Source organism: Candidatus Poribacteria bacterium (assembly GCA_026702755.1).
GTDB lineage: Bacteria > Poribacteria > WGA-4E > WGA-4E > WGA-3G > WGA-3G.
This window is the reverse complement of sequence record JAPPBX010000048.1, coordinates 23,398-42,620: the sequence shown is the minus strand read 5'-3', so window position 1 is coordinate 42,620 and position 19,223 is coordinate 23,398. Positions and strand designations below refer to the sequence as shown.

The following is a 19,223-nucleotide window of genomic DNA, read 5'->3' as shown; positions in this document are numbered from 1 at the left end:
GCGCCTTTTGGACAGAGCATACCGTAATTCGGGGCGACATCGTCGTCCGCTGAAATCCTTGTAATTTTATTCTCCTGGACGGTTGCGCGAATAACGCAACCGACCCCACAATAAGGGCATACCGCTTTTCCTGTTTTTTTAACTTTCCTTGCGGTTCCGTCAGGTAGATTGTGCATTTTTTTTAATTTTCCTTGCGGTTCAGTGAGGTGAGTTAGGTATTTAGCGCGCCTGTTCTTAGAACTGAAGAAACACTGGGTTGAGTCTGGGAATAGACTAAATCCGTTCCTTGCATTACATTGCCAAAACGCCCTCGCTTCGTTACGGATTACGCGCTTTGTATCACATCGGCTTTTAGACGTTGCCTCTCAGCGAGCGCTGCATCAAACGCCTTCTTCTCTGCATCTTGAACTGCCGGTGAGAATCTCACCAACGCCGTGGCAACTGAGGCAACTGCGACCATTACGCCGAGATACAGTAAGCCTTGCTGCATCGTGATACTCTCGGAGCGGAATAGAAACCCTGCTGCAACCGCGCCAGCATTTCCACCAGCACCGACGATACCAGCAACAGCCCCCAACGCCTTCCTATTGATAAACGGAACGATTCCAAACGTCGCGCCTTCGGACATCTGCACGAAGAGGCTGAAGACAATCATCGTTCCAACAGCAAGCACAAGCACAGCCATTTGTGAGAATAGCATCAGCATGACCCCCTCACCTAACAGGACAACAAAGAGGAACATAACGCGTCCACGTAGCCCCATCTTTTTGGCAAAGAAATCGGAGAAGGCACCGCCGACGGTTCGCGCAAAGATGTTCATCAAACCGAACAATCCAGCGATGAGTCCTGCGGTCTTGACATCCAACTGGAATTGGTCGTGATAGTAGAGCGCAGCGACATTGTTAATAGTCAACTCAACTCCGAAACAGGCGGCATAAATGACGAAAAGTGCCCAGACGCGGTAATCTTTAATCGCCAGCATGAAAGATTCTTTGCCTTTACCTTCCGAAGGTTCAAGTTCACCCCGTTCACGGAGCTCTTTATAGTTGCCATCTGGTGCATCTTGGGTAAGAAAGTAATAAGCGAACCCAGTGATAAATAGCGCAATACCGGGAACAATCATCGCCAGTCGCCATCCAAGGAATTCGTTCACACCGAAACTGAGAACAGCGGTAAATATGAGAGGCATCACCATCTGCGTAACACCGCCGCCGAGATTGCCCCATCCTGCCGTTGTCGCATTCGCTGTGCCGATACAATTGGGTGCAAACATCACCGATGTATGATATTGTGTAATGACGAACGAGGCACCGATGGCACCAATCGCCAATCGAAAAAGGAGAAATGTTTCATAATTTTGGGCAAGCCCGATACCCATGACGGGCAGTGAACCGAGAATTAGAAGCCATGTATACGCCTTTCGGGAACCGATCTTGTCGCAGAGCGGTCCGATTAAGACACGAACCAGCACCGTAATCGCTACGGAAGCGATAATCGTATTACCAATTTGCGCTTTTGTTAACATCAGGTCTTCACGGACAATCGCCATAAGTGGGGCAATGCCGAACCACCCGAAAAAGGCTAAAAAGAACGCAAACCATGTGGTATGAAAGGTTCGCATCTGGATCGTTTTTAAGCTAAAGAGGTTTATCTGTGTTGCTTTATTTTTAATATCCATGAAGGTCCCCATTTTTTTAAATTGTTAAGAATTTTGACGGGAAGGATGGAAAACTGGCGGATTGTGGGAAGATGCTTCTTCCAACCTTCCATCCTACCTCCGTGAAAGGTAAGGAGCGAGTCCTTCAAGTACCTGCGGTAAATCGTCGCAGGGTACATTTTCCAATAACTTTGGTGCGACTTTAGGGTTCGCACTGGCATCGCCCTTGAGGAACACGTCCACTGCATCGGTAACAATCCCATCAATCTTAATCTTCTTGCCGAGCAGCCCGATGTCCGCTGCAGCGTGGTTGCCGCAGCCATTAGGACACCCAGACCAATGGATCGTCAGCGGTTTGGTATTACCGAGTTTTGCTTCCAAATGCCGAATCGCTTCCATCGCCCGTTCTTTCGTTTCAATAAGCGAGAAGTGGCAGTAGTCGATCCCCGTGCAACTCACCATCCCGCGCATGATCTCCGAGGGGTCATAGCGGAGTTCCTGAAGGAGCGGTTCGGCAGTTAAGTCGCCGATCTTTGTGTCCGGCACGTTAGTGATAATCAGATTCTGCCCTTGGGTGAGGCGGATGTCGCCGTTACCGTACTCATCTGCAAGTCGGGCGACCTCAAAAAGTTGCGCCGCCGTGATGCGTCCGACCGGTACAACAAGCCCGACATAGTTGAGGTGTGGCTCTTTCTGTGAGAAGATACCGGTGTGGTCGGTCCTGTTTTTCCCGCGCATATCTTTACCCGCAGTCAGGAGCGGTTGTTTTCTGTGCCGTAGTCTTTCTAATTCTTCTCGAAATTTTTCTACACCCCAATCCGCAATCAGAAAAGCGAGGCGAGATTTATTGCGAGCTGTCCGAGGTCCGTGATCTCGAAAAATTAGCGTAATGTCTGCACACAAAACTGCGGCTTCTTCAGGGGTAATAAACACATCAAGCGGTTGCGCGAGTGTGTAACCACCAGATCCCATCTTTCCGCCAACAGCAACGTTAAAACCATTCGTCTCTTGACCATCAACCTCCTTTACAGCAGGTGTAAGGGCAATGTCTTGCGAGGAGGTATGCGTGCAGTTATCCAAACAGCCTGTGATACCGACATTAAACTTGCGCGGAATATCGGTAAATTCCTTGTTGCCGACAATGAGTCTTGTGAATTCTCTACAAACATGCGAAGCATCAAAGAGTTCATTCGGTGTTAATCCCGCAACCGGACATCCAATTACACCGCGAATGTTGTCAAAACCCGTTTGGAGTGAACCTAAACCGACCTCTTCAAGTCGATTCCAGATGTGCTGAACGTTCTCAATTGCGAAACCTCGGAGTTGAATCTGTTGACGCGTCGTGAGATCCACGAATCCGGGTCCGTGTGCCTCACTGATTTCAGCGATCGCGCGGAGCTGCTCGGCGTTACTAAAACCGCTGGACATACGGAGCCGCATCATAAACGCCCCAGGTGTCTGCTTTCGGTAAAAGACACCTACCCACTTGAGTCGGTCGCGTTCGTTTGGCGGAATCAATTCCCATCCATCCCGAATGTAGTTTGGAATGTCATTGATTACCTCAAGTCCGTTTTTCTGCTGCTTGAGGAGTTCTGCAGCATTTATTTTGGACTTCCTTTTTTTCCCAGCCGCTGTTGGTGCTGAACGCACCTTTCTGTTTGGCAGAATAGTTTTCTTTTTTAATTCGTTCACCTTTGAACCTCCTTGGCATGGCTGTTGGTCATGGGTCACCAGCTTTCGGTTAATATCCAGTCGTTTTTGGGTTCCTACCACGCATGGTCTCTGACTGATAAAAAATAAAAAAAGGCATCTATCAGCGAGTGTAAAACTCAGCCAGATAGACACCTGTGTCCAGTCCCAAACCACCATTGGTTGGGTGTTGTTATTATCTATATTGCCTGCCCGTAGGGCGAGGGGATTTGGTCTTTAAATAGACCAAATCCGTTCCTTGCATTACATTCCTCGCCCCTACTGAACAAAATAAGTAATCCTAATGTGCACGCGCTGTTCACCCTTGAACCCGCGCAGTTTCAGTGAGAACGGATATCCCTGCTATAATTTATTCGTCAATACTTCTGCAACTGATAGTATATCCCGCGAAACTTCCGCGAGACGTTTCCTGCGATTCATCGCCATCTTCCGCAAAATTTGATACGCCTGCGCTTCGTTACAACCGCGTTGTTGCGCGACCAGTTCCTTTGCGCGTTCGATGATTTTGCGTTCGGCAAGGTTTGTTTTTGTCTTTTCAAGTTCCTCTTGCAATGCCCGAAATTCATAAAACCGGGCGACAGCCGCTTCAATAATGGTTTTAACCCGGGCACCAGTGAGTTTTCCAACAGCATACGCCGACACGCCCGCACGGGTCGCTGCTTGAATCGTTTCGGATCGCTCATCTCGAGAGAACATGACTGTGGGGCATGGATAACTTTCGTGGAGAGACGCGACCCAACTGAGTACCGCGCCCCCCGGAAAATCGACACCAATCAGTATAACATCTGGCTTTATCAGGGCAACCTGTTCAGCCACACCCTCTTGTAAACGCATAGGCACAGCGACTTTATAACGACCGGCTTTCAGAATATCGATTAACGAATTCGCCCGATCCGGATTGTTATCAATGATTAGGACTCGCCCCTTCCCAGTAACGGGTGGGGATTCCGGTGTTGAGGTGACCGTTTCCATCCTCTACCCTTTCCCAAGTTAATTCAACGCAAATGTGCTGGAAACAACAAGGAATGTTAACCTTACACAAAAGCATTAGCAAAAACCTTGCCAAAAACACTGAACACTGGTTTCTCTAAGGCGCGCAAGGCTTCTGCAAAACAAAAACCCCACGGAGTGCCCGCGGGACGTAAATTTTTGCCTATTTTTTTAGCAGAAAACAGGCATTTTTCCTATTTTTTTAGCAATGAACGCTATGCATCGCGACGCACAGTGTAAATACACACTTCGCAAGTTTGTCTGTCCAATGTGACAGGACAGATAGATTTTTGATGGACAAAACCGTTATCGGAGAGTTGTTTGAAAAACCCAGTCGCGTTACTTCGGCTCGGTTCGGAGAAGAGGGCAACTCCGTTAGGTGCGAGATACCCTTGAAGTAAATTTACAATCGGTGTCCAGTGATGTTCTTCGTAAATAACATCGGCAGCGAGAATGTACGGAAATTTGTGATTGAAGCAGGGGGTGTTCCAATCCATCTGGACGAAATCGGCGTGCTGGTGAACACTGTTCTGATCCGCGTTATGTTGTGCGAAACGGAGTGCCTCTCGTTCTGCGTCCGTGAAAATCACCCGCGCTCCCATCTGACAGGCGACAATCCCAGTCAATCCAAACCCACATCCAATCTCCAAAATATGTGAACCTTTTAACCGCGCACCCATTTTCTCTATATGGTGAGCGAGACCAATCGAAGATTCCCAGAGGTAGGTCCAGTAGGGAAGATAGAGTTTTCCTTCTTTGTCCTCTCGACTGAGTTGTTCGAGAAACCAATCGGGTTCCTCTATAAGTGTGAGTTGAACCCGACCAGTTTTTAACTTGATGATGGTACTCGTTAGGGGATAGTCTCGCAATTGGATTTTCATTTCTCTTACGACACCCCAAAGGGGCTGTGATGCAAAGGTACGCCGTCCGGCGTAGGGTAGGGGTTGGGTTACCCAACCCCTACAAAAGCTTGGCGATTTCGTCCGTCTCAAAAATAGGCAGTGGTTGTCGTGTACCGGTGGCATTTTCCAACCACAGTCCATGCTCAGATGGCAAAAACGCTCCGATGATGTCGGCGTTGATACCAGCCACACCGAGAGCTTGACAGATTGCTTCACCTTTTTCAGGTTCCGACGCAATTAACATGGCACCAGACGAAATAACACCGAGCGGATTGAGTCCGAACATATCACACAACGTCCGTGTTATGTTTCCGTACAATACTGGCGAATCTAAAAGTTTATCCGAATAGACAGTCACCCCTAACTCGGCGGCGGTTGCCAACTCATACACGGCAGTTGCGACACCGCCCTCTGTGACATCGTGCATAGCGTGTACACCGCCGGTAGTGATCGCAATTTGCGCGTCCTTTAGGACGGAAATTCCGGGATTTATGAGATAGTTCTTCGCCTGCTCCAAGAATAGGGCATCGCACTTTTCACGCAACTGCTCCTCACATTCACGCGCGATGATCGCAGTGGCTTCGATACCGAGTCCTTTTGTGAGAATTAACGCATCCCCTACACAAGCATCCGCTGAAGTGAACAAGGCATTTTTATCGGTAACCCCCATCATTTGTCCTATGACAATGGGTTGTGTTACAGCAGGCGTAACTTCGGTATGTCCACCACACAGCGCAATGTTGAACTCTACACATGCCTGCGTGAGTTGCGCCATGATGTCTCGAACCATTGTGGGTGTCGTCGCGTCTTCGGGTAACAACAGGGTTACCAGCAACCATTTCGGTACAGCCCCCATCGCTGCAATGTCGTTGCTATTGACGCATACCACATACCACCCAATATCTTCAGTCGCAAAGGTAATCGGATCACTGGTCGCAACGAGATAGTTGTCGCCTAACTCTATGACTGCGGCATCTTCACCAAGTTGTGGACCGACAACCACGCCTGCGTTTCTATTATGCGTCGGTAGAAGTTCTTTTAAAAAATCGTGTTTCAGTTTCCCAACAGGCAGATTCATGTTTCTCGCTTTCAAATAAAAATTTTATAGGTCCGCAAGCCGAGTGTAGGTCCAATGATCGCCCAGATACTACCAATAACGTAATCGCCTAAGATGAGTCCTAAAAAGAGTGGTGCGACTTGACGATGCAGCTTCAAACCTCCATGCCGTAAAATCATCAACTTTAGGAACCACGCCACGAAGAAGGCAAACCAGAAGTAGTCCATCGCGAAACTGATTGCGAGGGCGTAACCCGCTGGGTGGAAGGGCCACCACAAGAAATGCATCCGCATATACATCATCACAAACGTCAGAAGCGCGCCGATACCCATAAAACCGATGCCGACCATATTTGGTTCGGTTGGATTATGGAGCCATCGCTGGAGCCGACCGAACGACTCTCTGCCGACCCATCCCTTGAATCCACCCGCCTTCGCCACGGCACCATTTCGGAAGGTGATGTCAAGATTCGCCCAAAAAGTCGCTAAAATCCCGATAACAATCGCGATCAGCATCGCTACCCATAAACGTCGGTTGCCCATCCCGGTCGATTCCGCCAATTTGAACGCTTCAATCTGATTCGGCATCGGGTGATTGCGGTAACCACGATTGAACCAATAGAACAGCGACATAATGGTGAGGCTACTCGCATCAAACTGTCGAGTGCCACCCACTGTCGCCAACATATCGTGCGGATTGACATAGTAAATCTCATGCGGCGTGCCGAGTTCCGCCCGGACACGAGTGATGGCAAAGGAGAGCAAGAAATAGACCCCAAAGAAGACCCCCGCAACCCATAACGCCATTCCCGCTATAGAGGAAAAGATACCGAGCGCGATAAGCGATCCGATAATCCCTAAGAATGCGGCACGATACGGCATCGGTTCGTCCGAATCATCAAGACGCGATTTGAACCCGAACACCTTTTTCATTACCTCAGTCAAGTGCCGCCGCGTGACCCAGACTGCAAGCAGGAAGAGCGCGATCCACGCGCCATACGCCTGTTCGTTTAACGCAGGGAAATAACGCGTCCCGAGTGCAGCGGCGATCACAAATTCTGCTAAACGCACAACGAAGAAAAACCAACACGAGAAGGAGAGGTCCAAAGGCAGGAAAAATGCTAACCCGACAGCAAATGGATAGACGGAAATACGGGTTCCACGAATAGCACTCCACGGACGATCAGTAAAAATATCTCGGAATACGGCGGTCCGTTTGATATAAGGAATCTCTGGAAACTGGGGAAAGAGGTAGTGAACCCCGTTAATCACGCCGATAGCTACAGCGATGCTGAAACCAACCCACATCATCCGATTCTTCAGTAGGAGAATTCCGCCATCTTCTGAGAGTCGAAGCGGGAGCTGGATAATTGGATACGCCAGTTTCTCTTGTTCCGCCCACCGTTTCCGGACAAGTGTGTTGATGCAAAGCATCATAAACATCATAATGAGGAAAAAAAGTCCCCAGAATGCCAACGGTTTCGCCCAAATGGAAAAGTTACGCCTTGTATAAAAGGTGGCTTCGCCCTCGTAAAAGCCTTGTAGACTCTGGGCATCGGAAATGGTGAGCCACGACGGTAGATACCGAAAAAAGAGTGCCTGCCACTCATTCTCTTCCGTCGCAAATCGGAACGGATGCGCGATACTACCGAACATATTTTGCATCGTGTCGTGTCCGGCAAATGTGCAGGAGATTGCCACCATAATGTAGATAGCCAGCAACTCGCCTTGCTGCAGCATCTGTCGCGGCGCAAGACGTTTCAACACGCAATTAGCGAGGACACAGACGAACATAATGAAAATAGGTTGGATAAAAAGAGGTAGGCACGAACCGTCAAGGGAGTAGTACTTCACCTCAACAATTGTCATCCAATAGACATTGATCGGAATGAATAAAACGCCTAAAAGAAGCGAACGTCCAGTAACGCGTGCTGATGAGGTCAAAGTTTTTTGTCCATGCATCGGGTGTCAATTAAAACATCATTAGCGGTAGGTTTTAACGATTTCTGAGATGACCCGTGCCCTGTTTTTCCAATTCATACGGGCGGGTGGAATGAGGTAGATACCGTCAATTGTGCATTCATCTTGATTGCGGATGTCTCGAACCAATTCTAAGCACAATTGCATACCGAGTTCGTGTCCAGCGGTATCTCCAAGGTCTCGGAATTTGTCAACGATAAACTGTGGGATGTAAAGCCCCAAATTATCGCGTAAGTAGGATGCGCTACGAAAACTTGTGAGTGGCAAAATACCGTAAAGGATCTTTATACCGAGATGTTCTGTCGCTTGCTGCGTTCTCACGATGTCCTGATAGGTCCAAACGGGTTGGGTATAGGCGAACTTCGCCCCTTGTGCCACTTTGTTTGTCAGATGCTTGACGTGCGGCTGCAAATTCTCAGCAATCGTGAAACCGCCACCGTAATAGAAACCGCAAGGTTCACCAATCGACGAACCGTCGGCGAGTTCCGCTTGATTCAACCGAGAGATGAGTCCCATCAATTGAACCGCACCACGGACATCGGGAACAAGGCTTGCTGCCTCATAAGGACCGGCTTTCGGATGGTCACCGGATAAGGCAACAATACCGCGAATACCCAACGCTTCCGCCTCCAGCAGATGTGATTGCATACTGATGAGATTACGAGATCGGGTTGTCCAATGGATGAGCGTCGGAATTTGGGTTGCCTGTTGAAGGCGATACGCTGTGGCAATAGCCCCGATGTTCACCGCCGCACCGGAATTGTCAGTCACATCAAATAGGTCTACCCCTATTGCGGCGAGACCTTTTGCCTCCTTCAACATTGCCCGCAATTGTGGAAATGTATTGGCGCGCATCTCTACACTTACGATGTGCTTGCGTGTTTCAAATACCTGCTGCACAGGGTTATCGTAGGGGCGAGGTGACCTCGCCCCTACTGATCTAATCTTTGGAAGGACGAAGATACGCTGTTGCCGTTCTACAGGTTCGCGCCCAGCGATAGCCTGTCGGATTTTCGCAGTATACGCCGGTGTTGTGCCACAACAACCGCCAATCATATTTGCACCAAGTTCGACTAACTTTCCAACGTAGTCCCTGAAAACCTCAGCTTCGACTGTGTAGGACAGCGCAATTTCCCCTTGCTCTACTCTCGGATTACCAGCATTGGGCTGCACCACAATAGGGGCTTTAATAACGGGGGCAAGGAGCTCCATCGCCTCAACGAGATCATGTGGTCCCCTACAGTTGATACCGACTGCATGTGCACCGAGCTGTTCCAATTCTTGTGCAAAGACGCGTACATCCAATCCAGCGCCCACAGTGCCACCTGAAACACCACTGATTTCAACGATGACCGGAACATCGTAAGTGAGTGCCTGTTTTGTTGCAATTTCCGCTTGCTTGGGAGAAACGAAGGTCTCAAGTACAAGAAGATCAACGCCTCCCTCAACAAGCGCGTCCATCTGCTCCTTGAAAAGCCGTCGGATTGCCTTGGTGGAAGGGCCTGGCGTATCTAAGGTTTGGAACGAAATTTGCCCTACGGAACCAGCCACATAACAGGTGTCTTGGGCTGCCTCGCGCGCCAGCAATACGCCCGTCCTGTTAATTTCCTTAACCTGATCAGCCAAGCCGTGGATAGCCAATGCCTCCCTATTTGCCTGATAGGTGTTTGTTTGGATGACATCGGCACCCGCGTCAATGTAAGCGCGATGAACCGCTACAACTTTCTCAGCATGTTCTGTAGAAATATTGCAGGCATCGACGCACTGTAAGTGTGAAGGAATCCTTTTACGGAGTTCGGTTCCAATAGCACCGTCGCACACTAAAACTCGGCGCGCGAGGACTTCCATGAAGTTATCTTTTTTTAACATAGTATTCAGTCGTCAGTTATCAGTTTGCCTCGCAGTGAGAGTTAAAAGAGGTTTTGATTAAGGGCTATCTCGTAAATAGCAACTTGTATGTAATCTAACCCAAGTTGCTATCTACAAGATTGTGGACGCACATGCACCGACTAACAGGAAACTGCGCTACAACAATTGGCATAATCTGACCTATCTATGAAATGCGCTGTAGACAATATACCTCTTTAACTGAAAACTGTTAACTGTTAACTACTTAATTATTTCTCCCGCGCTTTCAGTCGGGATATAATAATAACCGAAGATAATGCACATCTCATCCTCAGACGTAAGTCCAAATTCGAGCGGTTCATTTGTATCGTAGTTGTTGTGGATACACTGGAACCTGATTGTATCGTCCGAATCTAAACTAAGGACTGGATCAAAAAGGCTAATGGGGGCATCATCGTAAGCGACACTCCGATGCAGCAAATCGCCTGTTGATCCCTGAAAAATTTCAAACAATTCTCCATGCCGATGCATGTGAGATGTCAATAAAAAGACGTTTAACGCTGTTCCCGGGTCGTGACCTCGGCGTTCCAGCTCATCTTCAATATACCATGTCATTTTGGCGACACGCGTTGTTCCGGGTGGCACGTTAATTTGACGATTAGAAACGAAAATTTCAACTGCCTCGTATTGGACTTCTTCCTCTGGAATCGTATAGATGTTAACGTAGGTTTCGCCAATCAGTGTCTCGTCACCGAGCAGATTGATGTAGTGCGAATTGAGGTCGTAAATCGTGTCGCCGGGCAGACGTAAGCCTACACCTTCAGGGAACTCAAAGAGGGTATCATCGGTTTGCGTTCCAACAACGAAAAGCCTATCAACACCAAAATTGCCGAGTACCAGCGGATCCTGTGTGTCAAGTTCACGGAAAGAATCTGCTGGGTCAACACCAATTCCGGGTGTGATACCCCTCTCTGGAACCCCGTTCGCCAAACCTTCTTCGGTAAACCGATATAGAATGAAGTGATGGCTACCAGCAGGATAGAAAATCTCAACTCTATTAATAAAGATGTCTCCGTGTACCGGATCTCCGTTTTCATCAGTGATTTGGGTGGTATAGTAAATTTCGCGTTCAGTGCCGGGTTCAATCTTGAACGGCGGTAAACGGAGTTGATACCCTTCTCCAGGGGCTGGTGGCGCGGGCGGTTCAAATTTTTCGTCAGGATCGCGTAGGACACCGAGGTCCCCGATACCTGCTATTTTACCGGTCTGTGGCGCGCCTGCCTCAATCCATGTACGAACCGCATTTATTTTCCCAGTGTGGAGTACGCCGCCACCAAACGGCATTCTGGCACCCTGTTCTGGTGCTGTGGGCCCCATCAGTTTCGTTAAAAGAAAACTGTTCTCTGGATTTCCCGGGTCAACGAGTTTCATACCTGCCGCTGCCGCCGCAGGGTTCTGTGGCACGCTCCCAACCAAATCCTCATAAGAGAGACCGTAGGTGAGATTTAAATTACCAGCGTTTGCAGGAGCTGCGTGGCAGATGCTGTTCGCACAACTTTTATCAAAGACATACTCCTGAATATCATGATATGCCGAGTTTTCATCCGGTGCAGTTTGCCCAAAACTGTTGCTCACCCGAACGAGGTCCAGGATATTGACGATCCCATCGCGATTTACATCAGGATCCTGCTCGGCATTGCGATCCCTCGGTTGTCCAAAGGACGCAGCAACAAGCACCAAGTCTTGAATGTTCACGATCCCGTCTTTGTTAACATCCTCCAGCAGCGTCGGAAGATTACCGTGCCCAAGTGCAGAAAAGGACACACCACCTACCAGCAGAAAGATGAGCATAGAATAAACGATTTTTTTAGACATAATTATTAATTTAACCTCCAAATGTTCGACGTTAACGCAATTCTTTTTGCGTTGTGTCTTTGAAAAGTTCCGTTTTTGAAATGAATCGATATTTTAAGAGCGTCCATGCGGCAAATAACCCATCTGACCAGAAGCGAAGTTTCTTGCCTTCCTTCTTCGTACGCGGAAAATAAGAAACCGGTACCTCATCAATACAATAACCAGCGCGCAAAATTTTTGCTGTGACCTCCGGACAGAATTCAAATCCTTCACACGTTAAATTTAACCGCGTTATCAGTTCTGTTGAAAAGGCTTTATAACCTGTAGACTCATCCGTAATTCGACACCCATAGAGGAGATTCGTGTAGATAGCGAGAATACGATTTGCGATGAAGTTATGAAGACTGGCGTTCCCTCGTCCATTTAGAAATCTTGAACCGTAAACCACCTGAACGTTCTCCTTTTGCAGCGAATTCAACAGTTCAGGGAGATCCGCCGGAGCCAATTCCATGTCCGCATCTTGAATAACGACCGCCTCTCCTTTTACGTATGGAAGTCCACTCCGAATCGCGAAGCCTTTACCTCTGTTCTCTTTACAATGCACGACTGTCAATTCATAAGTCGCTCGCAGCTCCTCAAGCACCTCATAAGTCCCATCGGTCGAACCATCATTAACAACAATAAACTGTTTCTCAAATGGCAGGGCACATAGTGCCTCCAGCACCTGTCCGATTGTCTGCTCTTCGTTAAACGCAGGAATGATCACAGATATTAACATCGTTCATCACGCCTCCGTCTAAGGGTTATCAGTTAAAACTTATGGCGGTTGTATATTGCGTCAATTCCATAAACCCTCTCTTAACCGACAACTGACAACTGATAACCATTAAAGCAGTGATTTCACCATGCCGCCATCTACCTGAATCGTTGTTCCTGTTATGTAACTTGCGCGCTCCGAGGCGAGGAATACAACTAAGTTCGCGAACTCATCGGGATCGCCAATTCTACCAAGTGGGATGTCCGCCGTCATATTTGCGAGTGCCTCATCAAATGTGATGCCTGCCTCTTCCGCACGTACCGTTGCGAGCTGCTGGATGCGATCCGTAAAGATAATACCCGGACAGACGTTGTTAACAAGGATTTTGTCCGGTGCTAACTCCGTGGCGAGTGTTTTCGCAAAGCCGATTACACCTGTCCGTGCCATGTTTGATAACATGAGATTATCTACAGGCTGCTTAACGGAAACAGAGGTGAGATTGATAATCCGTCCACCCCCACGCGCCTGCATCGTCGGGACGACAGCACGACAGAGATTTATCGTACTCATCAGATTCAACTGGACAGCATCCTGATAATCCTGTGCTTCCAAGTCATCAAACCGTCCGGCTCTGGGTCCACCAGCGTTGTTAACTAAAATATCAATACCACCGAAATGATCAATCGCTGTATGAATGAGGTTTTCAACCTGTTCCGGCTGACTAACATCGGTCGGTACTGCTAAAACTTCAGTATCGGTCTGTTTGCGAATGTCATCTGCTGTTGCTTCCAGTATGTCGTTATCTCTCGCGCAGATGGTGACTTTCGCACCTTCCTGTGCCAAACCGAGGGCGATCGCGCGTCCAAGCCCTTTGCTCGAGGCACCTACGACTGCAATTTTATCCGTGAGTCCGAGATTCATTTTTTTTAACTATGGGCTCCTGGGCATCGCTTCACTTCGTTTCGCGATGGTGTCTGGTGAATCGCGAGGCAACTGAGAATGTATACGGTCTTAATGTTTTCCCTCTGCTCCGCTCTTAACTCATTTCTATAAGTTTTCGGTCCACCGTCACAACGCCCTACGTCCTTTCAAAAAACGGAATTGATTTTACCAGATTAAGTATAACACTACGACAGTGTAATGTCAAGCGCAATTTCTGTTATCTCGAAAACGGCAGGTGCGTTCTCATGAAGGTTCAAGGATGTAAATAATGAGGCATTTAGGGGTTCATTGTCTGAATCAGGATTTGCAGAATTCAAGGATTCACAGGATGGCGGTCCCCAGCGGTGCCGTTTTCACTTATAGTTTGTATCAAATGACCCCATGAGTTAAACTCATAATATGAGTTCACCTAACAGGTAGATATATTGACATCACCAACATGCTCTTCATGAGAGGCACATCGAATCTACCCGGCAAGCAGAAAGAATGGGAAGACGAAGCGTAAGGTGATGGACAAGCAACGCCGCCTCCTCTGTCCGGGGATGTTAGCCGTATCTCAATCTGCACCGGATGACTCCTGAAGGTCTTCAAGGCTTTCCGCTGTCAGGCTCTTTTCAAAGAGCACATCCAGCTCAACAAGGCTCTGCAGGGTACGCACCCGCATGAGAACCGTATCAGGAACGCTCTGAAAACGGTGGTGTAGCAGCTTCAGAAGTGCCTCTTGTTTGCCACGGATCTCCCCTTGCTCTATACCTTGCTCGATGCCTTGTTGAAGTCCACGTTGTTCACTGATTTCAATGATAGATGCTGCCATGTTGACGATCTCCTGATTCTGTGTATTCTCTTGAGTGAGGATACGAAGTAGGTTTTGATGTTCGGCCGCGTCTCTGCGATGTAAGATGAGGAGAAACAGATACAATATCGCGCGCGTATACTGCGCTGCGTCGTGTGTCTGCAAGTCCCTCAGCCCTTCTAAAGCGTCAAGGAGTGCTTGACGCATAACGGGTGCCTCGGATTGCTCGTGCTGTAGGACTGTCAATAACCATCCCAAGGCGTGCCCTGTTTGGGTCAGTTCGTCAGGGGCTGTAGCTTTGACATCGAGGAGCAAGGTGTCAAAGGTCGGGACGAAGCGGGTGAGGATTTCCGGGATGTTCATGAGGGCAGTTAGCGATAGCGGGGCTTTCCATTCACCATGCCCGGTGTAAAAGACAATCGGCAGGATAGGTGTCAACCGCCACTCTCCCCGCGGACGTTTCTTTTCCTGCCACTCCCGTCGCTCCTCCATCCATATCTGCGTCATGTAAGAGAGCAACCGAAGCCCCATGGACGCGTCAACGGTGGATTGGTGCTCTATGAGCAGATAGACGATGACTTCCTGACCTGTTTGTGTCGGCGACCGAAACGGCACCCTGAAGACCATATCGGATTCTTGGGTCCGCAGTTCATCGGAGATAAAACTCCGATTGAGTTGTTCGACGTGCTCAAAGTCAAGGGCATCGGCGATCTCACTCCCAAACATTCTCAGCAACGCCTGGAGGTGTTCGCGCTGGCGAAGCAACCATTTCATGCTCCTATCGGGGAAGTGGATGTTTGAAACATTTGACAACTCCCGAAGGTCGCGTTCTATGAACATGCATCCTCCTCTTCGGACACCGAGGCCCATCAGAGGCACACGCATCCAACTTATGTCAGAGAGTCTAACACACGTCAAGCCCCTTTGTCAAGATAATTGTTCCCGGTTTTGCTATACTTTAGGCACTTTTATCCCAAAAGCAGCATTTTTCAAAGAAGATGCTCGCAAATCCAACGCAACCCGCTCATGAACGTGGCAGGGAAACTAATAAACATCAGCATTCCAACTATCATAAGGTCATTTGATACTATTTCTGAATCAACATCCTACGCGTTGCTGTGAAGTCTCCAGCAGACAGCGTGTAAAAGTAAACTCCACTCGCTACAGGTTCACCCAGTTCATTCCGCCCGTCCCAATAGACGGCTGTGCTTTGGCTCTGATACACCCCTGCGGGCTGATATCCGAGTGCTAACTGCCGAACGATCTGCCCGTTGACAGCATAGATGCTCAGTGAGACATCCGCAGGGGCTGCGAGTTGATACGGAATCCAGGTCTCCGGATTAAACGGGTTCGGGTAGTTTGGCAGTAGTGCTGTCTCTCTTGGATGGAACTGCGTTAGCAGTTGCTCTAACACTACGATACCGCTTTGAAGGGCGGTATCTCTATAGTTGCGTCGTTTCGCCTCAAATATCCATCTTTGTAAGTTGTCAGCGATGAGGGTAGGTGCGGTAGGCGTGCTTTCCTGAGACTCCAACGCCTCCACAACTAATAGGAGATCCTCACGATTCACAACCCCGTCGTTGTTGACATCTGGGTTTGGATCTGCCCCGCGAAGGGTGGCTGTGCCGAAGTGAGAAGCAACCACCACCAAATCATCAACATCCATCACACCGTCGGCGTTGACATCGACATACGCGACATCATTCGCGCTAATTGGGTATGTCTCCTGCATGAAGTTACCATATACATCAATCACTCGAAGTGTTACTTCCGTCGCGAATCCTGGTGTTACTTCGGTTGTGGTAAATGCGATCTGGTTAATTTCGCTGTTTAAAACCTCACAACTGTGTAGCTTGACACCATCCGCTGGGTCCCCCTTGGAAGTTGGGATAATCAACTGCGCTTGATGGAGTCCATCAGCATCGGCTGCTTTGAAACGGAAACGGATCGCATTGGATGGCAATGCAAGAGGGGTAAGCATCGTAATTACTGTGGGTTCGTTGAAGGAAGTTTGATGCGTGTTGAAGTAGTGGTGGACATCTAACCACTCGGCGGCACAATATGATAATTGGTTGGGGTCGGATCCGTAAGACATCAGATAGGCATCATCTCGGAAATCGTGATCTAAGCCAAAGGCGTGTCCGAGTTCGTGTGCAGCGGTGTCAATGCCCTGGTCTCCAACGAAGCAACCACCAGAAGCGGGGACAACTGCCTTGCCTCCTGTCGTCCCATGGATGCCACCTTTACCACACCATTGGACATCAATCTTTTCACTGCCGGTATCTATGGAAATTAAGTAGATATTTTTTGACAAATCAAATCGTTCCTCAACTTCCTCTATAATTTTGTCAAACGTCTCTTTGCGGTAATACGCGTCGCTGAATCTACCCTTCACGTGATGCACGACGGCGTTGCCGGTTGCATCGGTTTCAAACGTGAAGGTTTTCCCACCGAACCCATGAGCGTTCATCTGTTGGGTGTAAAACTGCTGCACGTCCTTTATGAGGGTATCCAATTTTGTGTCAATATCTTGTTGCGCGATACGGTTACGTGGAAGAAAATAGATGAGCCGTACCATTTCTCGTTGTTGCAATGTCTGCAGATAGGATTCTATGTTCTGGACTCGGACAGTGCCATCGTCTCCACCACTGACAAGCGTCTTTCCATCAGGGGAAAACGCAGATCCGTTAACCCAACCGGAATGTCCGATCAAGGAAGTGATTTCCTCCCCACTTTCAACCGACCAGAGAATTACCGCTGCATGTCCGGTGCTGACGAGTGCTTTCCCATCTGGCGAGAAATCAAGCGTATAAGCTGTCTCTCGATCTTGGAATGTTCCGAGAAGTGTCCAATCAGAGACAGTCCACAATTTAATCTGACCGTCGTAACCTGCACTGGCGAGGGTTCTGCCATCAGGGGAAAAATCGAGCGTATAAACAATAACAGTATCACCATCAAGTTGAGAAATAACCTGTCGATCCTGAAGGTTCCAAACCTTCACAAGACCATCACGGTCTCCGGCGGCGAGAAGTTGTCCATCCGGAGAGAACGCTAACGCCCGGACGTATTCGTCGTGTCGAAGTGTTGCTATCTCGGTCTGCGTGCTGACTTGCCATAATTTTACATGTAGACCCGCAGTGGCGAGGAGTTGTCCATCCGAGGAAAACGCGACCTCCTCAATTGGAGACCGAGTCCGATCGGTAATATGTTCAAGGGTAGCAATGCGTTGTCGCGTGCGGACATTCCACAATCTGAAGGTCCAATCATCACCGCCGCTGGCAAGTAATTGTCCATCCGGAGAGAAGGCTACAGAGTTGATTTGCCCCGTATGTCCCCTGAGAGTCAATACAGTATCGTTTTGCAAATCCCACAACTTTATGGTGCCATTATCACCAGCACTCGCAATGAGGGAGGAATTCACCGGTGAATATGCTACCGTCTGGATACCTCCGCCATGTCTAAATATGGTGTGTTCTTGCTGAGCAGTGGCAATGAATGGGAGTGTTAATAAAACGGTTATCGTGAGAAACAGAGGCTTGAATCGCATAGGGTGAATTTCCGGAGTCAGTCGCTTTTGATTTTATGTCAGTAGGTTCTATAGCCGAATCACCGGGTTTCTACCATAGGAACATTCCACTTTTCAGCACACTCGCGCAGCTGCTGATAGATGGTATCTGGGACATCAATACCGTTTGCGAGGCGATGGGTTCGAGTATTGACTTCAAAATCACCGGGCACCAACACTTCATCAAAACCGGGGGCAGGGGGTGTCGTCTTGATCGCATCCAAAAAAGCGCGGACCCCTTCTTGATACTTCTCAAGGGGTGTAAACGCATTGACATCAATCACCTGCATATAGAGACCACCTATCTGTCCAGCGTCAATGTTGAAGGTCCCTCCCAACCCACCGAGCAAACAGACGAAGAGAGATAGCGCATAACCTTTGTGCCTGCCGAAAGCGAGGAGATGTCCACCATCGCGGTACTCAGCAGTTTTGACGGTGGGGTTCCCATGTTTGTCAACAACACATCCCTCTGGCAGATCGCGATTTTCGCTGTCAGCAACGTAACTTTTACCGTTTGCGATCATACTGGTTGCGAAATCAATGAGAAAGGGTGTGTCATCGCCTGTCGGGACACCGATAGCGATCGGATTCGTGCCGAGTGCACCAACTGCACCGCCGAACGGAAGAATACGTCCGCCGCCTTTTGAACCACCACCGACGGTAATCATTCCGATACAACCCGATTCAGCGGCTTCTTGTGCGTATTCCCCAACCCTGCCGATATGCCCCGTCTGGGTGAGTGTCGCGAAACAGGTGCGTCCAACTTTTGCTTTTTCGATTGCGCGCCGAATTGCATAGCGAGCGGTGTAGTGTCCGAAGCCGTTCCCACCATCAATATGAAGCGTCTCATCGGTTTCCCGTAGTACGTCTGGCTCAGCAGCCGGACGGATACCACCGTTTTCAATCCCGTCAAGGTAGGAGGGGATACGAAGCACACCGTGCGAATCGTGCCCAGCAAGATTGGCTTTTATCAAAATCTCGGCAACGTTATCGGCGATGTGCTGCGGTGTGCCTGCCGCCACAAATAGGTTATTTGTAAATGCCTGAAGGTGTGCGGCTTCAAATATGTGCCTTTCCATTTTTTAATTTCCCTTGCGGCGTTTGGTTGGAAGGTAGGAAGGCAGGAAGGTTAGGTGCCCGTCTTCCATGCTTCCATTCTCTCTGCTGAT

13 protein-coding genes are annotated in these 19,223 nt (G+C 48.9%); all 13 read right to left on the bottom strand.

Going from position 1 to position 19,223, the window contains the following annotated elements; all coding sequences use genetic code 11:
* Window positions 1-325 precede the first annotated feature (325 nt).
* Window positions 326-1,678: an MFS transporter gene (locus OXH39_09100; GenBank protein ID MCY3550604.1), complete on the bottom strand. Its 1,353-nt coding sequence runs from the start codon at window positions 1,676-1,678 to the stop codon at window positions 326-328.
* 93 nt (window positions 1,679-1,771) lie between these two features.
* Window positions 1,772-3,349, bottom strand: a complete 1,578-nt coding sequence (locus OXH39_09095) for a ferredoxin--nitrite reductase (GenBank protein ID MCY3550603.1) — start codon at window positions 3,347-3,349, stop codon at window positions 1,772-1,774.
* Between the two features lie 360 nt (window positions 3,350-3,709).
* Entirely contained in the window at window positions 3,710-4,339 is a 630-nt protein-coding gene (locus tag OXH39_09090; GenBank protein MCY3550602.1) for an ANTAR domain-containing protein, read from the bottom strand.
* A gap of 233 nt (window positions 4,340-4,572) precedes the next feature.
* On the bottom strand, window positions 4,573-5,238 hold the full coding sequence (locus OXH39_09085) for a methyltransferase domain-containing protein (protein MCY3550601.1): 666 nt from the start codon (window positions 5,236-5,238) through the stop codon (window positions 4,573-4,575).
* Window positions 5,239-5,317: 79 nt separating this feature from the next.
* A complete protein-coding gene (locus OXH39_09080) occupies window positions 5,318-6,337 on the bottom strand; it encodes an AIR synthase family protein (protein ID MCY3550600.1) in 1,020 nt (339 codons plus the stop codon).
* A gap of 11 nt (window positions 6,338-6,348) precedes the next feature.
* Entirely contained in the window at window positions 6,349-8,277 is a 1,929-nt protein-coding gene (locus OXH39_09075; protein ID MCY3550599.1) for a hypothetical protein, read from the bottom strand.
* 21 nt (window positions 8,278-8,298) lie between these two features.
* Window positions 8,299-10,164, bottom strand: a complete 1,866-nt coding sequence (locus OXH39_09070) for a bifunctional homocysteine S-methyltransferase/methylenetetrahydrofolate reductase (protein MCY3550598.1) — start codon at window positions 10,162-10,164, stop codon at window positions 8,299-8,301.
* A gap of 240 nt (window positions 10,165-10,404) precedes the next feature.
* Window positions 10,405-12,018, bottom strand: a complete 1,614-nt coding sequence (locus OXH39_09065; GenBank protein MCY3550597.1) for a dockerin type I domain-containing protein — start codon at window positions 12,016-12,018, stop codon at window positions 10,405-10,407.
* Window positions 12,019-12,049: 31 nt separating this feature from the next.
* Window positions 12,050-12,775, bottom strand: coding sequence for a glycosyltransferase family 2 protein (locus tag OXH39_09060; GenBank protein MCY3550596.1), 726 nt, complete (start codon window positions 12,773-12,775; stop codon window positions 12,050-12,052).
* Between the two features lie 108 nt (window positions 12,776-12,883).
* Window positions 12,884-13,675 (bottom strand): SDR family oxidoreductase, encoded by a 792-nt coding sequence (locus OXH39_09055; protein ID MCY3550595.1) that lies wholly within the window; start codon window positions 13,673-13,675, stop codon window positions 12,884-12,886.
* A 577-nt stretch (window positions 13,676-14,252) separates the two neighbouring features.
* Window positions 14,253-15,329 carry an Rpn family recombination-promoting nuclease/putative transposase gene (locus tag OXH39_09050; GenBank protein ID MCY3550594.1) on the bottom strand — a complete coding sequence of 359 codons (1,077 nt, stop codon included), beginning with the start codon at window positions 15,327-15,329 and terminating at the stop codon, window positions 14,253-14,255.
* Window positions 15,330-15,576: 247 nt separating this feature from the next.
* Window positions 15,577-18,036 carry a T9SS type A sorting domain-containing protein gene (locus tag OXH39_09045; protein MCY3550593.1) on the bottom strand — a complete coding sequence of 820 codons (2,460 nt, stop codon included), beginning with the start codon at window positions 18,034-18,036 and terminating at the stop codon, window positions 15,577-15,579.
* A gap of 59 nt (window positions 18,037-18,095) precedes the next feature.
* The gene (locus OXH39_09040) at window positions 18,096-19,133 is read right to left on the bottom strand and encodes an Ldh family oxidoreductase (GenBank protein MCY3550592.1); all 1,038 of its coding nucleotides are present in this window, start codon (window positions 19,131-19,133) and stop codon (window positions 18,096-18,098) included.
* Window positions 19,134-19,223: the final 90 nt, after the last annotated feature.

Excerpts from the sequence above, each read along its gene's own strand:
- OXH39_09060 (MCY3550596.1), bottom strand. The coding sequence starts at position 12,775 with ATGTTAATATCTGTGATCATTCCTGCGTTTAACGAAGAGCAGACAATC.
- OXH39_09100 (MCY3550604.1), bottom strand. The coding sequence starts at position 1,678 with ATGGATATTAAAAATAAAGCAACACAGATAAACCTCTTTAGCTTAAAA.
- OXH39_09050 (MCY3550594.1), bottom strand. The coding sequence starts at position 15,329 with ATGTTCATAGAACGCGACCTTCGGGAGTTGTCAAATGTTTCAAACATC.
- OXH39_09055 (MCY3550595.1), bottom strand. The coding sequence starts at position 13,675 with ATGAATCTCGGACTCACGGATAAAATTGCAGTCGTAGGTGCCTCGAGC.
- OXH39_09040 (MCY3550592.1), bottom strand. The coding sequence starts at position 19,133 with ATGGAAAGGCACATATTTGAAGCCGCACACCTTCAGGCATTTACAAAT.
- OXH39_09045 (MCY3550593.1), bottom strand. The coding sequence starts at position 18,036 with ATGCGATTCAAGCCTCTGTTTCTCACGATAACCGTTTTATTAACACTC.
- OXH39_09090 (MCY3550602.1), bottom strand. The coding sequence starts at position 4,339 with ATGGAAACGGTCACCTCAACACCGGAATCCCCACCCGTTACTGGGAAG.
- OXH39_09070 (MCY3550598.1), bottom strand. The coding sequence starts at position 10,164 with ATGTTAAAAAAAGATAACTTCATGGAAGTCCTCGCGCGCCGAGTTTTA.
- OXH39_09065 (MCY3550597.1), bottom strand. The coding sequence starts at position 12,018 with ATGTCTAAAAAAATCGTTTATTCTATGCTCATCTTTCTGCTGGTAGGT.
- OXH39_09085 (MCY3550601.1), bottom strand. The coding sequence starts at position 5,238 with ATGAAAATCCAATTGCGAGACTATCCCCTAACGAGTACCATCATCAAG.
- OXH39_09080 (MCY3550600.1), bottom strand. The coding sequence starts at position 6,337 with ATGAATCTGCCTGTTGGGAAACTGAAACACGATTTTTTAAAAGAACTT.
- OXH39_09075 (MCY3550599.1), bottom strand. The coding sequence starts at position 8,277 with ATGCATGGACAAAAAACTTTGACCTCATCAGCACGCGTTACTGGACGT.